Genomic DNA, 24677 nt, shown 5'->3' with positions numbered 1-24677 from the left:
TCATCCCGCCACGCCCGCGATCAGCACATAGACGATGCCGAGATAGGTGAGCTGGTGCACGAATTGGTCGGTGCCGAACAGGATCCAGTAGCGCTGATCCGCCGGCCCCCAGCGATAGACGCGGTCGACGAAAGCCTTCGTCCAGTCGCAGTGATAGTGGATGGCGAATTCCACGATCAGGACCAGCGCCGCGGTCTGCAGCGTCGCGCCCAGGATGACCAGCGCCGGGATCGTTCCCAGGATGTGCAGGCCGGAATGGACGAAGCCGCCGGGATGGCCGTAGATCGCCTTGGTGCGAACCTGATACTCGGTCTGCAGCACGAAATCGCACAGGAAATGCTTGGCCTGCAGCGCCAGAAGCGCCCACAAGGCCAGGGCCGTGTCCTGGCTCATTCCCCGCCCCTTTCGCGCGCCCGACAGCGATTGGAAATAGTGCATGTCGCGGCCGGCGGCAAATATAAGTCTCATAAGGACATGCCGCAGTGCGGCAATCCTTGGGTTTCGCCGCGCCGATCCTAGGGATGACCTGGTGACACCAAAGATCGACCCGGTACGATGTAAGGCGCCAAAAAGCGGCTCGCCGCGTCAAAACGCGTGTCGCAGACTGTCGCCATGCGTTGAACGGACGCCCATGCCTGCATAGCTCTCGGCGGTGAGGGATTGCATTGGCTAGAGAGGCCGCAAGATGAGAAAGCTCACAGCAATTCTGTTTGCCGTCGGTTTGTCCGTTTCGGGACTTGCCGGGGCTGCGCAGGCCGCCGGCGGTCACGGCGGCGGTGGTGGCGGTGGCGGCCACTTCGGCGGCGGGCATTTCGGCGGTGGCGGACATTTTGGCGGCGGTCATTCCGGCGGCCATGGGGGAGGCCATTACGGCGGTCATGGCGGTGGCCATTACGGCGGCCATTATGGCTATGGCGGCTTCGGCTATGGCCTCGGATTCGGCCTCGGTCTGGGCGCCTTGTACTACGGCTATCCCTACGCGCCGTACTATTACGACGACTATGAAGACTATCCCGACGACGACGCGCCGCCCGCGGACGCGTCGGCCGGCGTCCCGCCGCCGGCGGCCGTGCCGGGCTATTGGTATCGCTGCGACAGTCCGGCCGGGTTCTACCCGTATGTCGCGACGTGCACGCATCCCTGGCAGAGCGTGCCGGCGGTGCCGCCGCCGCCCGCCGGGGACGACTAACGGCGCCGCGCGGTTGTCCCGGCCTGTGAAACGGCGGGACCGCCGGCCTGTCGTGGTCCGCGAGTCCGGAGCGGCGTCGGTCCGCTCCGGACTTTTCTCTGCCGGGACAGCATTAACCCCGGTCCATGGCGGAGAATTCACTAAGCGCCTTGAAAATGCGAATGTAGCCACGATCTCGGTGGGGGCCGGGGTCGCCGGAGCGCGTTCGCATGCATGTCGTGTTGCATAGCCTGGGCTGGCTGTTCGTTGCGCTGTCGCTGGCGGGCGCGCTCTACACGCTGCTGGCCGCCAGCATCGTCGGGCGGTTCGCCGCCGTTCGGGTACCTTCGGCCGGCGAATTCCCGGCCGTTACGCTGCTCAAGCCGCTGCATTTCGACTCGGTCGGGCTCGAAGAGGACCTCGATACCTTCCTCGCGCAGGACTATCCCGCGCCGATCCAGATCGTCTTCGGCGTGCAGGACGCGGCCGACCCGGCCATCGCCGTGGTCAATCACCTGAAAGCGCGCCACCCGGGCATCGACATCGAATTGGTGATCGATCCGCGCCGCTACGGCTCCAACGCCAAGGTGTGCAACCTGATCAACATGATGGAGCACGCCAGGCACGGCGCGCTGGTGCTGAGCGACAGCGACATCGCGGTGCCGCGCGACTATCTGCGCCGCGTGGTCGGCGCGCTGCAGCAGCCCGGCATCGGCGCGGTGACCTGTCCCTATACCGGCCGCGCCGGCGCCAGCGCCTGGTCGACGCTGGCGGCGATGGGCACGTCCTACGAATTCCTGCCGAACATGATTTTCGGCACCTGGTGGGGCGTCGCCGATGCCTGCCTCGGCTCGACCATCGCGCTGCGCAAGACCACGCTCGACCTGATCGGCGGCTTCGACGCGTTCTCGAACTACCTGGCGGACGACTATGAGATGGGCCGCGCCATCCGCCATCGCGGGATGCGCGTGCGGGTGCTGCCCATGGCGGTGACGCATCGCTGCACCGAGGAGACGCTGCGCGACCTGTTCCACCACGAGCTGCGCTGGAGCCGCACGGTGCGGATCCTGCGGCCGGTCTCGCATCTGGGAACTATCGTGACTTTTCCGCTACCGGTGGCGCTCGCGGCGCTGGCGGTTCTGGGTATCCCCGGAATCGCCGCGGTCTCGGCGGCTTTGTTCGCCCGTTTTATCCTTAAGCGCCGTGTGGAAAAGGCCTTCGGCGCGGCTTCGGGGCCATACTGGCTGTTGCCGATCCGCGACACCCTCTCTGCGGCTGTTTTCATGGCCTCGTTTTTCGGTCAGAAGGTGGCCTGGCGCGGCACCCGCTTGAAGGTCGAACCTTCCGGTGCCATGTCGCAATTGTAGAGGTTGGTATGAAAGCGCTCTTTCTTCAGGCTCCCTCCTTCGACGGCTATGACGGCGGCGCCGGCGCGCGCTACCAGATGAAGCGCGAGGTGAAGTCGTTCTGGTTCCCGACCTGGCTGGCGCAGGCCGCCGCCATGGTGCCGGGCTCAAAGCTCATCGACGCGCCGCCGCACAACCTGTCCTTCAAGGACATCGAGGAGGACCTGAAGACGCATGAGCTGATCGTGATCCACACGTCAACGCCCAGCTTCAAGTCGGACTGCAAGACGGCGACGATGATCCGCGCCATCAATCCCACCGCCAAGATCGGTTTCATCGGCGCCAAGGTCGCGGTCGAGCCGGTCGAGAGCATGGAAGCCTGCGCCGCGCTCGATTTCGTCGCGCGCAACGAATACGACTTCACGATCCAGGAGCTGGCCGAAGGCGCCGACTGGTCCACCATCACGGGCCTCACCTACCGCGACGCCGACCGCAAGATCGTCTCCAATCCGGAGCGCGAGATCCTGGTCGACATGGACAAGCTGCCGTCGGTGCTGCCGCTCTACAAGCAGCTCGACGTGAAGCAGTATTTCGGCGGCTACCTGCTGCATCCCTACATGTCGTGGTACACCGGGCGCGGCTGCAAATCGCGCTGCACCTTCTGCCTGTGGCCGCAGACCATCGGCGGGCACAAATATCGCTTCATGTCGATCGACCGCGTGGTCCAGGACGTGAAGTACGTCAAGGAGAACTTCCCCGAGGTGAAGGAGATATTCTTCGACGACGACACCCTGACCGACAACCACGACCGCGTGGAGCAGCTCGCCCGCGCTCTCGGACCGCTGAACGTGGTGTGGTCGTGCAACGCCAAGGCGAACGTGCCGCGCAAGACGCTGGAGGTGATGAAGGCGAACGGGCTCAGGCTTCTTCTCGTCGGCTACGAATCCGGCAATCAGCAGATCCTGCACAACATCAAGAAGGGCCTGCTCGTTCCCGTCGCCAAGCGCTTCTCCAAGGACTGCCACGAGCTCGGCATCGTGGTGCACGGCACCTTCATCCTCGGTCTGCCGGGCGAGACCCGCGAGACGATCCAGGAGACGCTCGCGTTCGCCAAGGAAGTGAACCCGCACACCATCCAGGTGTCGCTGGCGGCGCCCTATCCGGGGACGTTCCTCTACCGCCAAGCCAAGGAGAACGGCTGGTTCGCGTCGGACGTCGACCTTCTGACCGACGACGGCACGCAGATCGCGCCCTTGAACTATCCGCATCTCGGCCATACCGAGATCTTCGATTCGGTGGAGGACTTCTACAAGAAGTTCTATTTCCGCCCGTCCAAGATCATCGAGATCGTCAAGGAGATGCTGACCAGCCGCGACATGCTGGTGCGGCGCTTGCGCGAAGGCATGGAGTTCTTCCAGTTCCTGCGCAACCGCGAAGACATGATCGTATCCTGAAGGCTCTCATCGTCACGGCCGACGATTTCGGCGCCGCCGCCCAGGTCAACGACGCGGTCGAGGAGGCGCATGCCAACGGCATCCTCACCGCCGCGAGCCTGATGGTCTCGGCGCCGGCGGCCGGCGACGCGGTCCAGCGGGCGCGGGCGTTGCCGCGGCTGCGCGTCGGGCTGCATGTCGTCCTGGTCGAAGGCCGGCCGACGCTGCCGGCCTCGGCGGTGCCCGACCTGGTCGACGCGTCGGGAAATTTCCGCGGCGACATGGCCGCATCGGCCGCGAACATGTTCTTCCGCCCGAAAGTCCGTCGCCAGCTCCTGGCCGAGATCGAGGCGCAGTTCGATGCGTTCCGCGCAACCGGGCTCGCCCTCGACCACGTCAACACACACAAGCATTTCCATCTGCATCCGACGATCGCCTCGGCGATCCTGCGCGCCGGCAAGGCCCATGGCCTGCGCGCGATGCGCGTGCCGCTGGAGCCCAACGCCGTGCTGCGCAAGGCCGATCCGAAAGCGAAGCTGCCTTCGGCGCTCGCCACCGCGCCCTGGGCGATGCTGGCGCGGGCGCGGCTGCGCGCGGCGGGGATGCGCGTGCCGGATCAGGTGTTCGGGCTTGCCTGGTCCGGCGCGATGACGCCGGCGCGGGTGCTGGGGCTGATCGAGAACCTGCCCGAAGGCCTGAGCGAGCTTTATCTGCATCCCGCGACAGGACCCTATCCCGGCTCGGCGCCCGGCTATCGCTATGCCGACGAACTGGCAGCGCTGGTCGCGCCGCGCGTGGTCGCGGCGTTCCGCAATGCCGGCATCGCGAAGGGCGGCTTCGCGGATTTCTAGGATGGGTCTGTGAGCAGCGGTACGCGGCGGACGAGGATCGCCGACAGCAGCAGCGGCGCGGCCAGCACGGCACAATAGACCGGCCGCGACCATCCCGCGGCGATCATCATGCCGCCGAGATAGGGCCCGGTCACCGCGCCGAGCCTGCCGATGCCGAGCACCAGGCCGGTGCCGGTGTTGCGCACCCGCACCGGATACATCACGCCGACGATGGCGTAGAGGCCGCTGATCATCGAGATCATGAAGAAGCCGACCGCCGCCGCCAGGATCAGCAGCAGAGTCAGGTTCGTGCCCACCGCGCCGAAGCCGGCGATGGCGACGAAGAACAGCACCATGCTGATCGAGGTGAGCTGCCGCAGCCCGACCAGGTTGGCGATGATGCCGAACAACAGCCCGCCGAAGACGCCGACGCCGTTCATCACCACCGCGCCGGAGATTCCGGTCGAGACCGACAGGCCCTGGTCGACCAGCACCTTCGGCGTCCAGTTCAGCATGAAATAGAACGGCAGCATGGCGAGGAAATAGGCCGAGACGATCAGAACCGTGCGCGAGAGGAAGGCGCGATCGAACACCGCGAACACGCTTTCGGCCTCGACCGTCGCGACTTGCGGCAAGACGGCCAGCGCGGGATGCCCCATCCGGCGCAGCAGGAGATTGAGCCGGGCCAGCGCGTTGCGCGGCCGCCGGGCGAGCAGGAATTCGAGCGATTCCGGCAGCGTGATGAAGGCGATGGGGATGAGCAAAGCGGAGATCGACGCGCCGAAGAAGAACACCGAACGCCAGCCGTGATAGGCGATGAGGAACACCGCGATGGTGCCGCCGATGGTGGCGCCGATAGGATAGCCGACCGCCATGATGGAGATCGCCAGGCTCTTGCGCTTGTCGGAAGCGTATTCCGTCACGATGGTGTTGATGCTGGAGAACAGCGCGCCGAGGCCGAGCCCGGTGAAGACGCGCAGCAGCGCCAGCTCCGTGAGGCTATGCGCCAGCCCGGAGAACAGCATGCCGACCGTGATCATGGCGAGGCCGCCCAGCACGACGATGCGCCGGCCGAGGATGTCGGCGAAGGGCGACAGGACGAGCGATCCGACCATCATGCCGGCGAGGCCCGAACTGAAGAGCAGGCCGAGCTCGGTCGGCGGCAGCAGCCATTCCTTGGCGATCTGCGGGCCGGTGAAGGCGATGGACAGCACGTCGAAACCGTCGAGTGCGTTGATCGCCATGCACACCGCCACGGCGACGATCTGAAAACGGGTCATCGCCCCTTCGCGCACCAGCGCGCGCACATCCTCGGTCATCCCGCCCCCTTTGAACGCCTTCACGGCGCGTTTGTTCGGTCCGCAGGTTAGTGCCTCGCGCGGCGCGACGCCATCTTAACGTCCACGCACCGGCGTCGGCATCGCGAGCGCGGCGATCACGGCGGGACGCGCGTTCATGCGCGCGTGCCATTCCGTGAAACGGGGCGACACCGTGTCGCTCATAATGTCGGAAAAACGCGCCGGCATGTGAGCGGCCATGGCAAACATCGCGATGTCGGCGAGCGAATAATGCGGACCGGCGAGCCAGGGCGACGTCCTCAGCGCCGCTTCGGCCTTGCCGATGCCCTCCGCCAGCGTGCGCCGCCAGGCCGCCATCTGTTCCGGCGTGTAGCCCTGCGCCGCGGCGGTGCGCCACTTCTCGCGCTTCTCCTCGCGCGGGATGCGGGCGAGCCTGGCCTCGAAGTCTTCGGGGCTGAGCTTGTCGGTGATGGCGTGGATCATGAGCTGCCAGCCGATCTGGCTGAGGGCGGGGCGGAAATACTCGTCGACATATTTGGTGAAGGCGCGCATGCGCGCCGCTTCGATGGCGCTCTCGGGCCGCAGCGGCGGCGATGGGAAAACCTGATCGAGATATTCGTTGATCACCGTCGATTCGGTGACCACCGTTCCGTCATGCACCAGCACCGGCACCTGGCCGTCGGGATTGATCTTGAGGAACGCCGGCTCATGCTGTTCGAAGGCCTGGATGTCCATCAGGTGGCTGACGAAATCGAGGCCCTTCTCCTTCAGGCAGATGAGGACCTTCAAACTGTTGGACGCGGGTTCGGCGTGATAAAGCTCCAGCATCACGCCGGCCGCACGGGCCGGCGGCGGCCCATCGCCTTGGCGCGCTCGGGATCGCGCGGCGGCGGGAAGGCGGCGAGGATGTCCTCGAACTTCGACTCCGTCCAGCCTTTGAACTCGCCATGGGTGATCACATAGAGGCGATCCTCGCGGATCGCGGCGACCACCATGCGGCCGGCCTCGATGGGCTCCAGCCAGTCCGGCGCGTCCTCGCGCCTGGAAAGCCGCTCCTCGACCGCGCCATAGCCGGAGCCGGTCTGATAGCGCGCCGGCCGGTTCTTTCCGGCTTCGCGGATATTGGTCTTGAACGGACCGGGCATCAGCACAGACACGCCGATCTTGTGATCGGCCAGCTCGTCGCGCATCGCCTCGCCCATCGCGAGGGTTGCGGCCTTGGTCGTGGCGTATATCACCGAATCGCGCGGCGAGGGCGTCAGCGCCGAGATCGAGGAGGTGGTGACGATGTGGCCGCCCTCGCCCTGGGCGATCATGCGCGGCAGGAAGGTGGCGATGCCGTTGACGACGCCGCCGAGATTGACGTCGATGCCGAAATCCCAATCGGCGAAGGTCGCGGTCGTGACCGGCCCGAGAATGCCGACACCGGCATTGTTCACCAGCACATGCACCTTGCCGAGCGCGGCGAAGGCCTGATCGGCGGCGCGCGCGAATTGAGGGCGGTCGGTGACGTCCAGCTCGACCGCGACGACGTCGCGGCCCCGCTGGATCGATTCGAAGAACGCCAGCGCGGTCTCGATATGGTCTTTCCGGAAATCGGCGATCGCAACCTTCATTCCGGCTTCGAGCAGCGCCCAGGCGATGCCGAGGCCGAGCCCGCTCGCGCCGCCGGTGACGAAGGCGCATTTCCCTTCGAGGTTTTCCATGCCCACTCCTTGCGCGCTCAGGCGGCGGCGTCCGCCGAGGTTTCCGGGCCGTATTCGTTGACGGTCGTGCGCCGCACGTCGCGCTTGTATGTGTCGGATTCGAGCGGCGTCGCGCGGTGCAGGGTGCAGCGATTGTCCCAGATCACCAGGTCGCCCTGGCGCCATTTGTGGACATAAATGAATCTGTCCTGGGTGGCGAAGGCGTAGAGCTCGTCGATCAGCGCCAGGGCTTCGTCGTCGGGCCAGCCGACGAGGCCGACGGCATGGCCGCCGACATAGAGCGCCTTGCGGCCATAGGGCATGGTGCGCACCAGCGGATGCATGACGGAGGGCATGCCGGCGCGCTGCGCCTCCGTGACGCCGGTCAGGCCGGTGCGCTCGCGGCCGCGCCAGAAATCGTGGACCGCGGTCAGCCCGTCGATGCGGTCGCGCGTCGCCTCGGGCAGGGCGTCGTAGACCGCACGGGTGTCGATGAAATGGGTGTCGCCGCCTTCGGGCGGCACGATATGGCCGAGCAGCAGCGACCATTTGGTCGGCAGCTTGTTGAAGGAGCTGTCGCTGTGGAATTTCTCGGCGCCCTTGGCGAGCTTCCGGGCGTCCGACATGTAGGGGATGATCTCGCCTTTCGCGTCGAGATTGGAGGCGTCGAACAATTCGCCGCGCAGGCGCCGCGCGGCGTTGAAGCGGCCTAGCCGGGGCGGCAGTTCGAGCGGCCCGAAGGCGCGGCTGAAGCGGATGTGGTCGTCGTCGGAGATGCCGTCGGTGCGCATGACCGTGACGGCGTATCGCGCCATCGCGTCTTCCACGGTGCGGACGAGTGCGTCGTCCGGCGGCGCGGTCAGATCGGCGCCGACGATCTCGGCGGCGAAGATGGGATGCAACGGATTGACAGCCATGGCCATGGCGGCGTCCTCCACCGACGTCAGTGCACGTTTCGCTCCGCGCCCGCCCAGTATTTCGAGCGGATCGTCTTCTTGTCCATCTTGTTGTTCGCGGTCTTCGGGATGTCGTCCCAGAAGTCGACCGATTTCGGCGCCTTCACGCCGCCCAGCCGCGCCTTGCAATGCGCGATGATCTCATCCTCGGTGACGTTCGAGCCCTGCGCCCGCACCACGACGGCCTTGATCGCCTCGCCCCATTTCTCATGCGGCACGCCGATCACGGCGCATTGCGCGACGGAGTTCATCTCCATCACGCAGCCCTCGACCTCGGTCGAATAGACGTTGAAGCCGCCGGTGACGACCATGTCCTTCTTGCGGTCGACGATGAAGACGTACCCGTGCCTGTCGCGATAGGCGACGTCGCCGGTGTGGTGCCAGCCGAAGCGGCGCACCTCGGCCGTGGCCTCCGGCAGCTCGAAATAGGAATGGCTGACGAGCGCGCCGCGCACCACGATCTCGCCGGTCTCGCCCGGCGGCAGCAGATTGCCGTCGTCGTCCATGATTCCGACCCTCACCGGATAGGTCGGCTTGCCGGCGCTTTTGAGCCGCTCGGGATGATCGCCGCGCGCGGCGGCCGCGACGATCTCGGGCGGCAGCCAGGTCGTGATCAGCGGGCTTTCCACCTGGCCATAGCACTGGCACATGCAGTCGCCGAAGGTCTCGACCGCCTGCTTCAGCTTCTCATGGCTGACCGGCGAGCCGACGAGCAGGAAGATCTTGAGACTCGAATAGTCGTGGTCGTGGCGCCCCGGATGATCGAGCAGCGCATAGAGCGCGGTCGGCGGCAGATAGAGATGCGTCGCCTTGTATTTCTGGATGTTCTCCAGCACGTCCGCCGCGTCGAAGCCCGGCATTACGACGATGGTTGCGCCGAAGCTCAGGCAGGCGCTGCTCACGGGGCCGGCCGCATGGGTCAGCGGCGCGGTGACGAGGCAGACCGGATCGGCCGTGTCGCGGCGCCAGAAATTGGCGCACATCTCCTGCATCGTGCCCCAGCCGAGATTGGTGACGTTGACGCCCTTGGACGGACCGGTGGTGCCGCCGGTCGGGAAGATGCCGACGACCTCGTCGAGATTGCAGAAGGCGTCGCACTCATCGACGAAGGCGCTTGCCTCGCCTTCCTTCAGGAAGGCCTCGAGCGAGGGATGGCCATCGTCGTTCCCGTCGATGCAGACGATGCCGCGGATCGAGGGCACCTTCGCGGCCAACTCGCGGGCTTCGTCGCGATATTGCGAATGGTAGAACAGCCAGGAGACGCGGACATAGTTCATGTACTGGATGTTCTCGCTCAGCCCGTTGCGGGCGTTGACCGGAATCCATTTTTCGCCGGCGCGCCACAGGCCGAGCAGGCAGACCAGCACGCCCCAATGATTGGGGCCGTAGATGGCGATGGGTTCCTGGCGCTTGACGCCGTTGACGCGCAACGCCGAGGCGAATTTGAACGTCAGGTCCTGAAGCTCGCGAAAGGTCAGCTTCTTGTCGCCCTCGACGAGCGCCAGCCGCTCGGGATCGATGTCCACGCCGCGGTCGAAATAATCGATTGCTCTCATATGCGGTGTCTAACCCCAGCGGCTGTGTTCGGGTCCCGGCGTGTAGGCCTGGCGCGGCCGTCCGGTCCTGCCGGCGCCGAGCGCCGCCTTGACGGCGGGCCTGAGGCCGATCCGGCGCAGCCAGGACCGCGTACGGGGCGCGTCGTTCAGCAGATCGGGCGCCAGGTCGCGCAACGGATCGACCAGGCTGAACGCGTCGATGTCGGCCAGCGAATAGGCCGCGCCGACGAGCCAGTCGGATTTCGCCAGTCCGCTTTCGATTTTGGCGACGCCGATCCCGGCTTTGCGCCGGCAATCTTCGAGCAGCTCCTGGGAGTAGGAATCGTCCAGCGCCATGCGCCAGCCGGCCCGCTGTTCCTCGGTCGGCATTTCGGAGAGCGCCTTTTCGATTTCGGCGCGGTTGCGAGCGGCCAGGGCGGGCACGAGATACTTCTTGGCGCCGAGCGTGCTCACGGCGGGGGCGATGGTCTCGTTCAGGAAGCGCGCCCAGGACAACACTTCCCAGCGGCCATAGGCGCCGGCCGGACGGAGCGGCGTGCCGGGTGCCGTCTCGTCGAGGAACAGGGCGATGAAGAAGGATTCGGTCATCACCGTACCGTCGCTCACCAGGATGGGGCCGTCGAGTTCGGGATTGTAGGCGACCTCCGTCCGGCCGGCGAAGGGCAGGGCGTATTGTTCGAATTTCAGGAAGTCGACGTAGCGACCGGTGAAGGGAATGTTCTTCTCGTTGAGCGCGATCAGCACCTTCAGCGAGAAGGTGTTGGGCTCCCAGTGATAGAGTTCGAGCATGGCCAAGCCTTTCAGCCGTTCAGATAGGTTACGCGGCTGGCCATCTGGGTGCGGCCCATGGCCCAGGTCGCCTTGGTCGCCGGCCGCGCATAGATCTTCCGCAGCCACGCCATGATATGCGGCGTCTTCTCGTCATTGCAGGCCTGCGGCTGCGCCAGCGGCAGCGCATAGCCGAGATTGAATCCGTTGATGTCGGCGAGCGAATAGGTATCGCCGGCCAGCCAGGGCCGGCTCGCCAGCGCGTCTTCGAGACATCGAATGCCGATGCCCGAACGGCGGCGCGATTCGGCCAGCTCGGTTTCCGAGAAGGTGTTGTAGATCGCCTTCGACCAGGCGATGCGGCGTTCCTTCAGCGGGATGCGGTCGATCGCGGCCTTGAGCTCGTCCGGATCGCGGCTGCGCACCGACGGGCCGACGAAGACGCTCCAGCCGATCATGCTCACGGAGGGCGCGAAATACTGGTCGAAGAAGCGCATCCACCAGCGCATGCGCCAGCGCTCTTCCGGTGCCGAAGGCCGCAGCGACGGACCCGGAAACGCCTCGTCGACATATTCCATGATCGCGGTCGATTCGGTCAGCACCATGTCGCCATGCACCATCGCCGGAATCGTGCCGTTCGGATTGACCGCGAGATATTCGGGCTTGTGCTGATCGAAGTTGAGAAGATCCAGATAGTGACTCTCGAACGCGACCCCCTTCTCCTGCAGCGTCAGCATGGGCTTGCCGGAATTGGCGTTCGGCTCCCAGTGATAAAGTGTCAGCATCTATTCGGGCCTTGGGTGTCGCACGCGGGCGCGCGCCGTCTTCGAGAATCTTTGCGCGCCAACCTCGGCGACGCTTCGCTCACACTGAAGGGCGAACCCGCTAATTCGGAAGCGTCAAGCGCGAAGACACAAACGTCGGGTCCCAAAATACAAATTCGCAGAGCGCGACTTTTCCGCAACCACCGGCGCTGTGTGGTGCAGTGCACCCAGCAGCCCGTTCCTAGGGCGAACGGCGAATCTTCCGCCGGAGAACTCAGGGCAGTATTTCCAGCACCTGTCGTTAATACTCGGCGCTGAGTTCAACCCCTTTCCTTCGTATGCACGGCATACGGACTGTTTGCGTAGACCGCGCTTATGCTATTTTGCCGCAACAAAGAGTCAGGTGCGCCAAGCGTGTACCGATCACGGCGGCCAGGGCCGCTACCAGGGAGGGGCTTATGCCTGTAATTCATCAAATGAGGAATCGTACCCGCTCGCGCGTTCTGAGCGGCCTGTTCATTGGCGCGTCGTCTCTCGCAATCGTCGCCGGTCTTGCGACGCCGTCCGTCGCGGCGGACGCCACCAGCGGCGGAATCGAAACGATCACGGTCACCGCTCAGTATACGGAGCAAAACATCCAGGCCACGCCGCTCGCCATCTCGGCCGTCACCGGCGACGATCTGGAGCGGCGCGGCATCAACGACCTGTCGCAGCTGGGCACCTCCATCCCCGGCCTGTCGCTGACCAAGGCTCCGGCGGCGTTCGGCAATGGCGTGCAGACCTATATCCGCGGCGTCGGCCAGTACGACACGGCGTTCGCCAGCGAGCCGGGCGTCGGCTTCTACATCGACGACATCTATTACGGCACGATGTCAGGCTCGGTGTTCGACCTGATGGACCTGAATCGCATCGAAGTCCTGAAAGGTCCGCAGGGCGTGCTCGGCGGCAAGAACGACATCGGCGGTGCGATCCGCATGATCACGCAGAAGCCGCAGGACGACAACGCCGGCTATCTCGAGGTGAACTACGGTTCGTTCAACGAGATCAACATCAAGGGCGCGGTGGACTTCACGCTCATCCCCGACCATCTGTTCGCGCGCGTCTCCGCCACGTCGCGGCAGCAGAACGGCTATGTGACCGTGATCGACTATGCGTGCGCGCATCCGGGGACGGCGGGCACGCTCGCGCCGACGACGACGCGGGCGGATTGCAAGGCCGGCACCCAGGGCGGCACGGATGTCGCGGGCGCCCGCTTCGCGCTGCGCGCGCTCTTCACGCCGGACATCGAGGACAATTTCTCGGTCGACGTGATCAGAGACAATTCCGAATCGCAGCCGGACGTGCTGTATGCGGCCGATCCGGGCACCGCGGCGGATCCGAGCGGTACGACCGGCGATGTCTTCTTCAATCGCGGCAACGGCCTGGTTTCGGTTCCGCGCGCCACGTTCATCGGCGTGAACTCGGACGGCGCCGTGCAGGCCACGACCGGCATTCCGACCTGGAACAACGCGAATACCCCGCCCTTCCCGCCCGGGCCGATCGCCGCTTACGGCATCCCATGGGATCAGCGGTTCATCCCCGCCAATCCCTACACGACGACCTACGGCACCTATCGCAGCCAGGCGGGGCTCGACTACAAGGAAGGCGCGCAGATGCACGCCTACAGCCTGACCAACGTCTTCGACTGGCAGATCATCCCGCAGGTGCATTTCAAGTCGATCACGGGCTATCGCTATTATGACGGCGCGTACTCGAACGACTCCGACGTGTCGCCGATGTCGTTCCAGCTCACGACGACCTATCCCACGAACCGCGAATTCCAGCAGGAAGAGCGCTTCACGGGAACGCTGCTCGACGATCACCTCGAATGGACGGCGGGCTTCTTCTACTACGACCGCACGAACCACGCCCATGGTCCCGTCATTCTCGACGCCGACTACGACGAGGGCTCGACGTTCCTGGTGTTCGAGCAGAACGACCTGTACACCACGGTCAACCGCTCGGCCTATGTCCACGCGATCTATCACATCTTCGACGACCTCGAGGTGTTCGGCGGCGCGCGCTACACCAGCGAACAGAAGACCTACTACTTCGATCATTCGGGTGTGGTGCCGGGCTATCCGCTGGGCGGGTTCTTCCGTGCCACCATCGATCCGACGCTGGACTGCAACCTGTTCGCCGGCCATGCCTGCGATCACACGATCCATCCGGCGCTGACGCCGCATACCTCGCGCACCAATCGTCCCGACTGGCGCGCCGGTATCGACTATCACGTCACCGACGACATCATGACCTACTTCCAGTTCTCGACGGGCTATCGCACGGGCGGCACCAATTCGCGTCCGTTCGCGCCGGACCAGCTGGACAGCTACGGCCCGGAACAGATCAAGAGCTACGAAATCGGCGCCAAGACCGAATGGTTCGATCACCGCCTGCGATTCAACGTGGCCGCCTATATGTCGGACTACAGCGACACGATCACGCCGCTGGCCCAGACCGATCTCAGCCTCGGTTTCCCGCTTCCCTATGTGAAGTATGTGAATCTCGGGACCTCGACCAATCAGGGCGTCGAGCTGGAGGCCACGGCCGCGCCTATCGACAACCTCGTGATGGACGCGTCGTTCTCCTATGTCGACTTCTCGGCGGACCCGCTGCCGGGTGCGCCGGCGGGCTGGGTGAACGGTTGCTCGGCGGCCGCCGCGGCATCGGGAATCTGCCCCATGATCGCTCCGGGCACGGTGCGGGTCGGAACGCAGTCGATCCTGGTCCCGAAGGAGCAGGCGCATTTCGACATTCAGTACACGGTCGATCTCGGCAACGGCTCCGGCTCGCTGACGCCGCGGCTCGATTACTCCTGGAAGTCGACGGTCTACCAGGACGCCAACAACAATCCGTTCACCGCCATCCCGTCGATCGGCACCCTCGATGCCCGCCTGACATGGGAACCGTCGGCCGGCGGCTGGCAGATCTCGGCGTCCGTCTACAATCTGACGGACGAGAGATACTTCCTCGACATGGAGAACTTCGCGATCTTCGGCGAAGGCACGGTGGAGGCGCAGCCCGCACCGCCGCGCGAGTGGATGATCACGCTTCGCAAGGCGTTCTGATCTAGTTGAGAAGTCCTTCTCTCGGGGCGCAGAACGCATGCAAATGCGACCTGCGCCCCGATTGTTTTCGACACGTACCAAAGACAAGATGACGACGCGCATCGCGCTCAGGGAAACGCACCAAATGACCACAGAACAACAAGTCCAGGAACTGGAAGCGACCGTCGGCAAGCTCGCGAGCCGCGTCGGTGTCCTCGAAGACGAAAGCGCCGTAAGGCGCCTGCAATACACATACGGCTACCTGATCGACAAATGCCTGTACGACGAAGCCGTCGATCTGTTCGCGAAGGACGGCGAGGTCCGCTTCATGGGCGGCATCTACAAGGGCAAGGAGGGCGTGCGCCGCTTGTATGTCGGCCGCTTCCGCAAGAACTTCACCAACGACTACAACGGTCCGGTCTACGGCTTCCTGCTCGATCATCCGCAGATGCAGATGGTCATCGACGTCGCGCCCGACGGCAAGACGGCGAAGGTCCGCGGCCGCAGCATGATGCAGGCCGGCCGTCACGAGAGCATCGTCGAAGCCGGCACGCTGCCGCGCCAGTGGTGGGAAGGCGGCATCTACGAGAACGAATACGTCAAGGACGACGGCGTCTGGAAGATCAAGGTGCTGGACTACAATCCGCTCTGGCACGGCAATTTCGACAAGGGCTGGGCGCACACCCCGCCCAACGCCTATCCCTTCGCGAGCAAGACCTATCCGGAAGACCCGCTTGGGCCCGACATCATCGCGCCGGAGCCGCATCGCCGCCTGTGGCCCGAAACGCCGGTCGTGCCGTTCCACTATCCGCATCCGGTGACGGGAAAGCCGATGGTGGCGCAACAGCCCGAACAGTGGCGCGCGAAATAGCGGCGCCGACGATGCTCCGACAGGAGGCGCAGCGATGAGCGACAGCGTCGGGACCGGCGTGCATTTCCCGTCCCAGCCGATGGTGACCTTCGGCGGCGGCGGCAGCGCGGGCGGCGCGGTCAACCGCGCCGAGATGGAACTGTTCGATTGTGAGGTCGAAGGCGCGCTGCCAGCCGATCTGGACGGCGCGTTCTATCGCGTCGGTCCCGATCCGCAATATCCGAAGCAGCCGCGATACGTCCACGACATCGGCTTCGACGCCGAAGGCCATGCGAGCATGTTCCGCTTCAAGGACGGGCATGTCGATTTCAAGAGCCGCTGGGTGCGCACGCAGCGCTGGAAGGCGCAGCACGCGGCGCGGCGCTCGCTGTTCGGGATGTATCGCAATCCGTTCACGGACGATCCGTCGGTCAAGGGGCTGAGCCGCGGCACCGCGAACACCCAGGTGTTCTTCCATCACGGCAAGCTGATGGCGTTCAAGGAAGACAGCCCGCCCGTGGTGCTCGATCCGCGCACGCTGGAGACGCTCGACGACTATTACACCTTCGGCGGCGCGCTGGAGGGCGAGACCTTCACCGCCCATCCCAAGATCGATTCCGATACCGGCGAGCTCATCGGCTTCGGTTACGAGTCCAAGGGGCTGGCGACGACCGATGTGGAAATCCTCGCGGTCGACCGCGATGGGAAGCGGACCTGGCACACCTGGATGAAGGTGCCCTATGCCGGGATGATCCACGACTTCGCGGTGACGGCGAGCCATGTCGCCTTCCTGGTGGTTCCGCTCGCCGTCGACATGGAGCAGATCAAGGCCGGCGGGCTGCATTACTCCTGGGATTCGACGCTGCCGACCTGGTTCGGCGTGCTCAAGCGCGGCGGCGACGGCGCGGACGTGCGCTGGTATTCCGGCCCGACCACGATGTGCACCCACACGATGGGCGCGTGGTCCGACGGCGAGAAGGTGTTCGTCGACATGGACGGCGGCGACGGCAACCAGTTCCCGTTCTTCCCGAACAAGCACGAGCCCTGGGACCCGGTGAAGGCCATGGGCCGCATCCGGCGGTTTTCCGTCGATCTCGCCGACGCCACGACGAACAGCTTCAAGATGGACGTCCTCTATCCCGAGGTCGTCGGGTTCCTCGCGCGCCAGGATGACCGCTATCACACGCGGCCCTATCGCTACGGGTTCCTGCTGGGCAGTTCGGCGATGGGCGGCGGCATCGCCTGGCACATGGTTGACCATAGGACGGGCAAGGTCTCGACCTGGTCGCCGGGCCCGGACGCGCTGGTGAACGAGATGTGCTTCGTGCCGCGCAATCGGGATGCAGGAGAAGGCGACGGCTATCTCGTCGGCGTGGTGACGCGCACGGCCGAGCGCGGCCGCTCCGACCTCGTCCTCGTCGACACGCGCGATCTGGCTGCGGGGCCGGTCGCGACCGTGAAGATGCCGCACAAGATCGTCGGCCAGGTCCATGGCTTCTGGGTTCCGGGCGAGGCGCTCTAGGTGGCGGGCGATTATCCCGAGCTCGGGCTTCTGATCGGCGGCGAACGCCGCGGCGGCGCCGGCCGCGTCGAGGCCGATGTCGTCAATCCCGCGACCGAGGCGGCGCTCGGCCGTCTTCCGTTTGCAACATCGCAGGACCTCGACGACGCGCTCGCCGCCGCGGAGGCGGGGTTCGCGCTGTGGCGCGCCGTGCCGGCGCAGGAGCGTGGCCGCATCCTGAAGAAGGCCGCCGACCTGATGCGCGAGCGGGCGCCGGGCCTCGCCCGCACCGCCACGCTCGAATCCGGCAAGCCGCTCGGCGAGACCCGCATCGAAGTGCAGATGTCGGCCGACATCATCGAGTGGTACGCGGAAGAAGGCCGCCGCGCCTATGGCCGCCTGCTCACGACGCGCGCGCCGGGCACGCGCATGACCGTGCGCAAGGAGCCGGTCGGCCCGGTCGCCGCCTTCGCACCGTGGAATTTCCCGCTCGGCAATCCGGCCCGCAAGCTGGGCGCCGCGCTGGCCGCCGGCTGCTCATGCATCCTGAAGCCCGCGGAAGAGACGCCGGCCTCGGGCCTGGGCGTCGCGCAGGCGCTGATCGACGCCGGCCTGCCCAAGGGCGTGCTCTCCGTCGTGTTCGGCGTGCCCGATGCGATCTCGCGGCATCTCCTTGCCTCGCCGATCATCCGCAAGCTCTCCTTCACCGGCTCGGTCGCGGTGGGTAAGCACCTGATGAAGCTCGCCGCCGAGGGCATGAAGCGCACCACCATGGAGCTGGGCGGCCATGCGCCGGTTCTGGTGTTCGGCGACGTGGACGTCGAGAAGGTTCTGGACGAGGCTGCCGCCGCCAAGTTCCGCAACGCCGGCCAAGTCTGCGTGTCGCCGACACGCTTCTATGTGCATGACAGCATCCATGCGCGTTTCGCCGAAGGGTTCGCCGCGCGCGCCCGCGCCTGGCGGGTCGGCGACGGCCTTGCCGACGGCACGCAGATGGGCCCGCTGATCCATGCCCGCCGCCGCGAGGCGATCGATGCGCTGGTCCGCGACGCCGAGAGCCATGGCGCCGCCGTGCTCGCCGGCGGGCGCCGCCTCAACCAGCCGGGCTGGTTCTTCCAGCCGACCGTGCTTGCCAACGTGCCCGACGGGGCGCGCGTGATGCGCGAGGAGCCGTTCGGCCCCATCGCCATCGTGAATGCCTTTTCCGACACCGATGCGGTGATCCGCGAGGCCAACCGCCTGCCTTACGGCCTCGCCGCCTTCGCCTTCACGCAGAACCTCGGTGTCGCCAACCGGCTCGGCGACGCGCTGGAGGCCGGCATGGTCGGCGTCAACACCTTCCGCATCTCGGTGCCCGACTCGCCGTTCGGCGGCATCAAGGAAAGCGGCCACGGTTCGGAGGAGGGCATCGAGGGACTCGAGGCCTGCCTCGTCACCAAATTCGTCAGCGAGGCCTGAACCATGCCGGCAAAAGTGCCCTACAAGCGCATCGCGACGGAAGAGGCCTTCGCGACCCAGGAATTGTTCGACCAGTTCGGCAAGCTGCTCGACAGCGGCTTCCGCGATCCGGGCTTCGAGAGCCTGTGGGGCTTCTATCTGCGCAGCGAAGCGGAACGGCCGGTGCTGATCCGCGCCCGCCTGCTCGATCTGGACGCCCGCCGCCTCGCCGACATGGATGCCACGGGCATCGACGTGCAGCTCCTCTCGCTGACCGCGCCCGGCGTGAACATGTTCGAGGCGGATGTCGCGCGCGCCGTATCGGTGTCGGCGAACGACGCGCTGGCCGCGGCCATAGCCCGTCATCCGACGCGCTTTGCCGGCCTCGCGGCATTCGCGCCGCAGGATCCGGCGCACGCGGCGAAGGAAATCGAGCGCGGCGTGCGCAAGCTCGGCCTCAAGGGCGCGATCTTCAACGGCCACACCCGCGGCCAATGGCTGGACGATCCGAAATACTGGGCGATCTTCGAGGCATGCGAGGCGCTGGACGTTCCGATCTATCTGCATCCGACAGGCCCGCATCCCGACCTCATCAAGCCGTTCCTCGAACGCGGCCTCGACGGCGCCGTCTTCGGCTTCGGCGTCGACACCGGGCTGCACGCGCTGCGCCTGATCGTGTCGGGCCTGTTCGACCGCTTTCCCAGGCTCAAGCTGGTGCTGGGCCATCTGGGCGAGGCGCTGCCGTTCTGGATCTTCCGCCTGAACTTCATGCACCGCGCGGGCGTCGCCGCGAAACGCTATGACAGCATCAAGCCGCTGCAGCGCTGGATCCCCGAGGTCATGCGCGAGAACCTCTACGTCACCACCAGCGGCATGCCCTATGAACCGTCGATCAAGCTCTGCCAGGAAGTCCTCGGCATGGAGCATGTGCTCTATGCGATGGACTATCCCTATCAGTATGTCGGCGAGGAAGTGACCATGCAGGACGACATATCCATCGGCGCCGAGCACAAGAAGATGTTCTTCCAGACCAACGCCGAGCGCCTGTTCAAGCTCTGAGTGTACGGGCCCACGCCTGCGGATGGGCGCATCCCAACGAGTGGGATGCCGCGCCAGATGCGGCCAATTGGCCGTTTACCGTCCGTGTTGCACCGCCGGAGAAGTGAAATCGCTCACGGGGTGTCGGCCGCGCGGCGGGTAGAAATAATACCCATTGACGGCGTCGCGGCGGGCGGAAAAACCTTTGTACGCGACAACAACAATCTGACGTCGGGACGGAACGCATGGCGGTAGAGACCGCGACGAGCGCGAGTGCGGGGCTGCTGGCCAGCGCCTCGATCGAGGTCACGCCGCGCGAGCCCGGCGTGGCGGAGACGCTGCGCGGGCATTTCGCGCCCGGCACCGATGTGCACGTCACCTTCCTGCCCGACGACAGTCCGGACAAGGCGGCGGAGACCTGCGTGCGGCTCCGGCATGCCGGCTTCAATCCGATCCCGCATCTCACCGCGCGCAATTTCCCCGACCGCGATTTTCTCGAACGCCAGCTCTCGCGCCTGAGCGACAAGGCGCGCGTCACCCGCGCCCTCGTCATCGCGGGCGATGTCGATCGTCCGCGCGGCACGTTCACCTCCAGTATCGAAGTGATCGCGACCGGACTTCTGGAGCGCAACGGCCTGCGCACGGTCCTGATCGCCGGCCATCCCGAGGGCCACCCCGCCGTCGCCGGCGATGTCCTCGATGCAGCGCTGCTGGAGAAGGTCGCGGCGGTGCGGGCGCACGGCCTCGAGCCCGAGATCGTCACCCAGTTCTGCTTCGAGGCCGAGCCGATCGCGCGCTGGCTCGCGCGTCTGCGTTCCATGGGCATCGACGCGCCGGTCCGGATCGGGGTCGCGGGCCCGGCGGGCACGGCGTCGCTCCTGAAATTCGCCATGCGCTGCGGCGTCGGCAATTCGCTGCGCGCGCTTCGCCAGCGGGGCAGCGCTATCGGCAAGCTGATGGGCGACACGACGCCAGACGCCCTTCTGGGCGATCTGGCGAAGACGCTGCGGGCCGGCAATTTCGGGCCGATCGCCGGAATCCATCTTTACATGTTCGGCGGGGTGCGCAAGACAGCGCAGTGGCTTAACGGCGCGCGGGCCGAAGCGGAAAACGCGCCGCGACGGATCGCTGGACAATAGACATGAGCAATCCTCCGAAGACCGACCATCCTCTTGGCGTGCTGACGATCGCCTGTCCCGACCGCAGGGGTATCGTGGCCCGCGTGTCGCGCTTCCTGTTCGACGCCGGCTGCAACATCATCGACAGCTCGCAATTCGGCGATCGCGGAAATGGCCGCTTTTTCCTGCGCATCTATTTCGAATCCGAATCCGGAACGCCGATCGAGGATCTCGAAAAGGCCTTCGCGCCGCTCGCGCAGGAATTCGAGATGGACGCGCATTTTTACGACACGGCCAAGAAGACGCGGACCATCATCATGGTGTCGAAGTTCGGCCATTGCCTGGTCGACCTGCTCTATCGCATCCGCATCGGGGCGCTGCCGATCGACGTGCCCCTGATCGTCTCCAACCACCGCGACTTCGCGGACGTGGCGGCCGCCAGCGGCATCCCGTTCCGCTACATGCCGGTGACGCCCGACAACAAGGCCGAGCAAGAAGCCGCGCTCAACGAGATCATCGAAAGCAAGCGCATCGATCTCGTCGTGCTCGCGCGCTACATGCAGGTGATGTCGAAGGAGTTCTGCCGCCGGTGGTCGGGGCAGATCATCAACATCCATCATTCCTTCCTGCCGAGCTTCAAGGGCGCGCGGCCCTATCACCAGGCGCATGAGCGCGGCGTCAAGCTGATCGGCGCGACGGGCCACTACGTCACCGAGGATCTCGACGAGGGCCCGATCATCGAGCAGGAGGTGGAGCGCGTGAGCCACGCCCAGTCGGCGGAGGAATATGCCGCGGTCGGCCGGGACATCGAAAGCCGGGTCCTCGCCCGAGCGGTCAAATGGCATGCCGAGCACCGCGTGCTGATGAACGGTCGGCGCACGGTGGTGTTCACCTGACGCGGCCGGTCCATCCCATTTCCCACCGATTTCGGTTCTCTTCTGGAACAGACGCCCCGGAACCCGAAAAGGCATACAAATTGGCGGCAGGAGGACGATAAGGACATGACAGCGAACAATTTGGAAGGCGTGCTGAAGGCCGCCGGCAACCCCGTGAACATGCTGCGGAATTCGCAGATCGGCGCCTATGTCTATCCGGTCGTTCCGTCGGAATTCTCGAACTGGCGCGACGAGCAGATCGCCTGGCGCAACAGCGCGGTGCTGTTCGACCAGTCCCACCACATGGCCGAGATGATGGTCGAGGGTCCGGACGCCGCGAAGTTCCTGTCCTATCTCACGATCAACACCTTCAAGAATTTCCCGGTGAACCGGGCCAAGCAGATGGTGCCGCTGTCGCATAGCGGCCACGTCATCGGCGACGGCATCCTCTTCCACCTGGCCGAGAACCTCTACGATTTCGTCGGCCGCGCCCCGACGGTGAACTGGATCGAATTCCAGGCCAAGACCGGCAAATGGGACGTGAAGATCACCCGCGACGACCGCTCGCCTTCCGCCCCGATGGGGCGCGCGGTGAAGCGCAATCACTACCGCTTCCAGATCCAGGGCCCCAAGGCCAAGGACGTGATCGCCAAGCTGAACGGCGGGCCGATCCCGGACATCAAGTTCTTCTTCATGGACGAGATCAATATCGGCGGCCGCAAGGTGCGCGCGCTGCGCCACGGCATGGCCGGCGAGCCGGGCCTCGAAGTCTGGGGCCCCTATGAGCAATATCTCGAAATCCGCGAGATCATCCTGGAGGCGGGCAAGGAGTTCGGCCTGACCGCGGTGGGCAGCCGCGCCTATGCGTCCAACACGCTGGAATCCGGCTGGATTCCGTCGCCGCTGCCCGCGGTCTATTCCGACGAGCGCATGAAGTCCTATCGCGAATGGCTGCCGGCCGGCGGCTATGAAGCGACCGGCTCCATCGCCGGCAGCTTTGTGTCGGACAAGATCGAGGACTACTACACGAACCCCTATGAGCTGGGCTACGGCCCGTTCATCAAGTTCGACCACGATTTCATCGGCGCCGAGGCCGTGAAGGCGATGGAAGGCAAGCCGCACCGCCGCAAGGTGACCTTTGCCTGGAACGGCGAGGACATCTCCAAGGCCTATGACTGCCTGTTCGAGCCGGGCCGCGACATCTACAAGTATTTCGAGATCCCGATCGGCAATTACGGCTCGTCGAGCTTCGACTCCGTGCTGAAGAACGGCAAGGTCGTCGGCCTGTCGATGTTCTCGGGCTATTCGGCCAACGAGCGCCAGGCGCTGTCGCTCGGCGTGGTCGATCCGGACATCCAGGAAGGCGACGTGCTGACGCTCCTCTGGGGCGAGCCCGAAGCCGGCGGCGGCTCGAAGAAGGCGACGGTCGAGCGCCACAAGCAACTCGAGGTTCGCGTGAAGGTGTCGCCGGTGCCTTACGCCCGCGACGCGCGCGAGACCTACGCCCAGGGCTGGCGCACCGGCAAGGCCTGACCGCAATTGTCATCCCGGCCAAGCGATGCTGCGTCAGCATCGCGCAGAGCCGGGACCCATTGTGTCGTCTGCGCGATGGGTCCCGGATCGCTCCGCTTCGCTACGCGTCCGAGATGACAGACTTAGCGTAAGCGCCCAAGCGCTCTATTCAGCGTGTCTTCGTCGACCGCCCGTTCCCATTTCGCGACCACCAGCGTGGCGACGCAGTTGCCGACGGCGTTCACGAAGGTGAGCGCCTCGGCCAGCAGGCGGTGGATGCCCAGGATCAGGGCGATGCCGGCGACCGGCACGATGGCCGAGGCGCCCAGCGTGGCCGCCAGCGCCATCAGGGCGGCGCCGGCGACGCCCGCGGCGCCTTTGGACGTCAGCAGCAGGATCAGCACAAGGCCGATCTGCTGGCCGAGCGACAGGTGGATGTTCGTCGCCTGCGCCAGGAACAGGCTCACCGTCGCCAGGTACAGGCAGGTTCCGTCCAGGTTGAAGGAATAGCCGGCCGGCACCACGATGCCGACCACCGCCTCGTCGCAGCCGGCGTCGCGCATCTTCTGCACCAGGCGCGGCAGCACCGCTTCGGTCGAGGTGGTCGCCGCCACGATCAGCAATTCGTCGCCGATATAGGACACCAGCCGGCGCAGGCTCAGCCCCAGCGCCCGCAGGATGGCGCCGAACGCCACGACCGTGAAAACCGCGCTCACGACATAAAATTCGAGCAGCAGGTTGCCCAGCGCCAGCAGGGAATGTGCTCCGAAGGCCGCGACGGTGAAGGCGATGGCGCCGAATGCGCCCAGCGGCGCGAGCCACATGACGAATCCGACGATGCGGAACACGATCTCCGACAGGCTGCCGATCAGCGCGAAGACGGGCCGGCCGCGTTCGCCCGCCGCCGCGACGCCGAAGCCGAACAACACCGACACGAGCAGCACCTGCAGCACGTTGGGCTGGGTGAACGCGCCGGCGAAAGTCCCCGGAACGATGTCGAGGATATATTGCTGCACCGATTGGGCGCCCGCCTGCGCGGCGATGGAATGGACCAGCCTGGCGTCGAGGCTATGCGGGTCGATGTTCATGCCCTTGCCGGGCTGCCAGAGGTCGACGGCCGCGATGGCCACGATCATCGCCAGCGTCGTGACCGCCTCAAAATAGATCAAAGCCTTGAGAGCCAGCCGGCCGGCGCGCCGCATGTCGTTCATGCCGCCGATGCCGTGCACCACGGTCACGAAGATGACGGGCGCGATCATCATGCGGATCAGGGCGATGAAGCCGTCGCCCAACGGCTTCAGGGCTGTGCCGAGCGCGGGATAGGTCCAGCCGACGGCGATGCCGAGCAGCGTCGCGACCAGGACCTGAACCCACAATTGCCGGAGCGACCGCAGGATCATGGAAATTTCCGCGCGTTGACAGATTTGTGTGCGGGACATACCAATCGCCGGACCCC

21 protein-coding genes are annotated in these 24677 nt (G+C 65.6%); 12 read left to right on the top strand and 9 right to left on the bottom strand.

Annotation, left to right across the window (positions count from 1 at the left end; genetic code table 11):
- A complete protein-coding gene (locus tag WDN01_13850) occupies positions 1 to 393 on the bottom strand; it encodes a DUF3307 domain-containing protein (protein ID MEJ0027107.1) in 393 nt (130 codons plus the stop codon).
- 292 nt (positions 394 to 685) lie between these two features.
- Between WDN01_13850 and WDN01_13845 the strand changes: the two genes are divergently transcribed.
- The 4 genes from WDN01_13845 to hpnK all read left to right on the top strand — a co-directional run bounded on the left by WDN01_13845 (position 686) and on the right by hpnK (position 4798).
- Positions 686 to 1189 (top strand): hypothetical protein, encoded by a 504-nt coding sequence (locus WDN01_13845; GenBank protein ID MEJ0027106.1) that lies wholly within the window; start codon positions 686 to 688, stop codon positions 1187 to 1189.
- A 209-nt stretch (positions 1190 to 1398) separates the two neighbouring features.
- Positions 1399 to 2535 (top strand): bacteriohopanetetrol glucosamine biosynthesis glycosyltransferase HpnI, encoded by a 1137-nt coding sequence (hpnI, locus tag WDN01_13840; protein MEJ0027105.1) that lies wholly within the window; start codon positions 1399 to 1401, stop codon positions 2533 to 2535.
- An 8-nt stretch (positions 2536 to 2543) separates the two neighbouring features.
- A complete protein-coding gene (hpnJ, locus tag WDN01_13835; GenBank protein ID MEJ0027104.1) occupies positions 2544 to 3968 on the top strand; it encodes a hopanoid biosynthesis associated radical SAM protein HpnJ in 1425 nt (474 codons plus the stop codon).
- On the top strand, positions 3962 to 4798 hold the full coding sequence (gene hpnK, locus WDN01_13830) for a hopanoid biosynthesis-associated protein HpnK (GenBank protein MEJ0027103.1): 837 nt from the start codon (positions 3962 to 3964) through the stop codon (positions 4796 to 4798). The genes hpnJ and hpnK overlap by 7 nt, the downstream gene beginning before the upstream one ends.
- Here hpnK and WDN01_13825 read toward each other — a convergent pair.
- The 7 genes from WDN01_13825 to WDN01_13795 form a co-directional block, all read right to left on the bottom strand.
- A complete protein-coding gene (locus tag WDN01_13825; GenBank protein ID MEJ0027102.1) occupies positions 4795 to 6096 on the bottom strand; it encodes an MFS transporter in 1302 nt (433 codons plus the stop codon). The two genes, hpnK and WDN01_13825, sit on opposite strands and share 4 nt — an antisense overlap.
- A gap of 75 nt (positions 6097 to 6171) precedes the next feature.
- A complete protein-coding gene (locus WDN01_13820) occupies positions 6172 to 6903 on the bottom strand; it encodes a glutathione S-transferase family protein (GenBank protein ID MEJ0027101.1) in 732 nt (243 codons plus the stop codon).
- Entirely contained in the window at positions 6903 to 7781 is an 879-nt protein-coding gene (locus WDN01_13815) for an SDR family NAD(P)-dependent oxidoreductase (GenBank protein MEJ0027100.1), read from the bottom strand. The genes WDN01_13820 and WDN01_13815 overlap by 1 nt, the downstream gene beginning before the upstream one ends.
- A 17-nt stretch (positions 7782 to 7798) precedes the next feature.
- Entirely contained in the window at positions 7799 to 8683 is an 885-nt protein-coding gene (locus tag WDN01_13810) for a TauD/TfdA family dioxygenase (GenBank protein MEJ0027099.1), read from the bottom strand.
- A 20-nt stretch (positions 8684 to 8703) separates the two neighbouring features.
- The gene (locus tag WDN01_13805; GenBank protein MEJ0027098.1) at positions 8704 to 10272 is read right to left on the bottom strand and encodes an AMP-binding protein; all 1569 of its coding nucleotides are present in this window, start codon (positions 10270 to 10272) and stop codon (positions 8704 to 8706) included.
- A 9-nt stretch (positions 10273 to 10281) separates the two neighbouring features.
- Positions 10282 to 11061, bottom strand: coding sequence for a glutathione S-transferase family protein (locus tag WDN01_13800; GenBank protein MEJ0027097.1), 780 nt, complete (start codon positions 11059 to 11061; stop codon positions 10282 to 10284).
- An 11-nt stretch (positions 11062 to 11072) separates the two neighbouring features.
- On the bottom strand, positions 11073 to 11825 hold the full coding sequence (locus WDN01_13795) for a glutathione S-transferase family protein (protein ID MEJ0027096.1): 753 nt from the start codon (positions 11823 to 11825) through the stop codon (positions 11073 to 11075).
- A 455-nt stretch (positions 11826 to 12280) separates the two neighbouring features.
- Between WDN01_13795 and WDN01_13790 the strand changes: the two genes are divergently transcribed.
- The 8 genes from WDN01_13790 to WDN01_13755 all read left to right on the top strand — a co-directional run bounded on the left by WDN01_13790 (position 12281) and on the right by WDN01_13755 (position 23242).
- On the top strand, positions 12281 to 14911 hold the full coding sequence (locus WDN01_13790; GenBank protein MEJ0027095.1) for a TonB-dependent receptor: 2631 nt from the start codon (positions 12281 to 12283) through the stop codon (positions 14909 to 14911).
- A gap of 124 nt (positions 14912 to 15035) precedes the next feature.
- Positions 15036 to 15761, top strand: a complete 726-nt coding sequence (locus WDN01_13785; protein ID MEJ0027094.1) for a nuclear transport factor 2 family protein — start codon at positions 15036 to 15038, stop codon at positions 15759 to 15761.
- A gap of 34 nt (positions 15762 to 15795) precedes the next feature.
- Complete coding sequence (locus tag WDN01_13780; protein ID MEJ0027093.1) at positions 15796 to 17262, top strand: carotenoid oxygenase family protein; 1467 nt, start codon at positions 15796 to 15798, stop codon at positions 17260 to 17262.
- The gene (locus tag WDN01_13775) at positions 17263 to 18699 is read left to right on the top strand and encodes an NAD-dependent succinate-semialdehyde dehydrogenase (protein MEJ0027092.1); all 1437 of its coding nucleotides are present in this window, start codon (positions 17263 to 17265) and stop codon (positions 18697 to 18699) included. It begins immediately after the preceding gene.
- 3 nt (positions 18700 to 18702) lie between these two features.
- Positions 18703 to 19737 carry an amidohydrolase family protein gene (locus tag WDN01_13770; protein MEJ0027091.1) on the top strand — a complete coding sequence of 345 codons (1035 nt, stop codon included), beginning with the start codon at positions 18703 to 18705 and terminating at the stop codon, positions 19735 to 19737.
- 224 nt (positions 19738 to 19961) lie between these two features.
- Positions 19962 to 20855 (top strand): hypothetical protein, encoded by an 894-nt coding sequence (locus WDN01_13765; GenBank protein MEJ0027090.1) that lies wholly within the window; start codon positions 19962 to 19964, stop codon positions 20853 to 20855.
- A 2-nt stretch (positions 20856 to 20857) separates the two neighbouring features.
- The gene (gene purU / locus WDN01_13760) at positions 20858 to 21730 is read left to right on the top strand and encodes a formyltetrahydrofolate deformylase (protein MEJ0027089.1); all 873 of its coding nucleotides are present in this window, start codon (positions 20858 to 20860) and stop codon (positions 21728 to 21730) included.
- Positions 21731 to 21835: 105 nt separating this feature from the next.
- Positions 21836 to 23242, top strand: a complete 1407-nt coding sequence (locus tag WDN01_13755; protein ID MEJ0027088.1) for an aminomethyltransferase family protein — start codon at positions 21836 to 21838, stop codon at positions 23240 to 23242.
- 122 nt (positions 23243 to 23364) lie between these two features.
- Here WDN01_13755 and dctA read toward each other — a convergent pair whose 3' ends face one another.
- On the bottom strand, positions 23365 to 24621 hold the full coding sequence (dctA, locus tag WDN01_13750; protein ID MEJ0027087.1) for a C4-dicarboxylate transporter DctA: 1257 nt from the start codon (positions 24619 to 24621) through the stop codon (positions 23365 to 23367).
- Positions 24622 to 24677 lie beyond the last annotated feature (56 nt).

The sequence above is a fragment of the Rhizomicrobium sp. genome (assembly GCA_037200985.1).
Lineage (GTDB): Bacteria > Pseudomonadota > Alphaproteobacteria > Micropepsales > Micropepsaceae > Rhizomicrobium.
The sequence above is the reverse complement of the archived record's forward strand: the minus strand, read 5'-3'. Positions and strand labels throughout refer to the sequence as shown.

Bases quoted from the DNA above. Each gene is read 5' to 3' on its own strand.
- WDN01_13850 (MEJ0027107.1), bottom strand. From the start codon at position 393: ATGAGCCAGGACACGGCCCTGGCCTTGTGGGCGCTTCTGGCGCTGCAG.
- WDN01_13845 (MEJ0027106.1), top strand. From the start codon at position 686: ATGAGAAAGCTCACAGCAATTCTGTTTGCCGTCGGTTTGTCCGTTTCG.
- hpnI (MEJ0027105.1), top strand. From the start codon at position 1,399: ATGCATGTCGTGTTGCATAGCCTGGGCTGGCTGTTCGTTGCGCTGTCG.
- hpnJ (MEJ0027104.1), top strand. From the start codon at position 2,544: ATGAAAGCGCTCTTTCTTCAGGCTCCCTCCTTCGACGGCTATGACGGC.
- WDN01_13825 (MEJ0027102.1), bottom strand. From the start codon at position 6,096: ATGACCGAGGATGTGCGCGCGCTGGTGCGCGAAGGGGCGATGACCCGT.
- WDN01_13820 (MEJ0027101.1), bottom strand. From the start codon at position 6,903: ATGCTGGAGCTTTATCACGCCGAACCCGCGTCCAACAGTTTGAAGGTC.
- WDN01_13815 (MEJ0027100.1), bottom strand. From the start codon at position 7,781: ATGGAAAACCTCGAAGGGAAATGCGCCTTCGTCACCGGCGGCGCGAGC.
- WDN01_13810 (MEJ0027099.1), bottom strand. From the start codon at position 8,683: ATGGCCATGGCTGTCAATCCGTTGCATCCCATCTTCGCCGCCGAGATC.
- WDN01_13805 (MEJ0027098.1), bottom strand. From the start codon at position 10,272: ATGAGAGCAATCGATTATTTCGACCGCGGCGTGGACATCGATCCCGAG.
- WDN01_13800 (MEJ0027097.1), bottom strand. From the start codon at position 11,061: ATGCTCGAACTCTATCACTGGGAGCCCAACACCTTCTCGCTGAAGGTG.
- WDN01_13795 (MEJ0027096.1), bottom strand. From the start codon at position 11,825: ATGCTGACACTTTATCACTGGGAGCCGAACGCCAATTCCGGCAAGCCC.
- WDN01_13790 (MEJ0027095.1), top strand. From the start codon at position 12,281: ATGAGGAATCGTACCCGCTCGCGCGTTCTGAGCGGCCTGTTCATTGGC.
- WDN01_13785 (MEJ0027094.1), top strand. From the start codon at position 15,036: ATGACCACAGAACAACAAGTCCAGGAACTGGAAGCGACCGTCGGCAAG.
- WDN01_13780 (MEJ0027093.1), top strand. From the start codon at position 15,796: ATGAGCGACAGCGTCGGGACCGGCGTGCATTTCCCGTCCCAGCCGATG.
- WDN01_13770 (MEJ0027091.1), top strand. From the start codon at position 18,703: ATGCCGGCAAAAGTGCCCTACAAGCGCATCGCGACGGAAGAGGCCTTC.
- WDN01_13765 (MEJ0027090.1), top strand. From the start codon at position 19,962: ATGGCGGTAGAGACCGCGACGAGCGCGAGTGCGGGGCTGCTGGCCAGC.
- purU (MEJ0027089.1), top strand. From the start codon at position 20,858: ATGAGCAATCCTCCGAAGACCGACCATCCTCTTGGCGTGCTGACGATC.
- WDN01_13755 (MEJ0027088.1), top strand. From the start codon at position 21,836: ATGACAGCGAACAATTTGGAAGGCGTGCTGAAGGCCGCCGGCAACCCC.
- dctA (MEJ0027087.1), bottom strand. From the start codon at position 24,621: ATGATCCTGCGGTCGCTCCGGCAATTGTGGGTTCAGGTCCTGGTCGCG.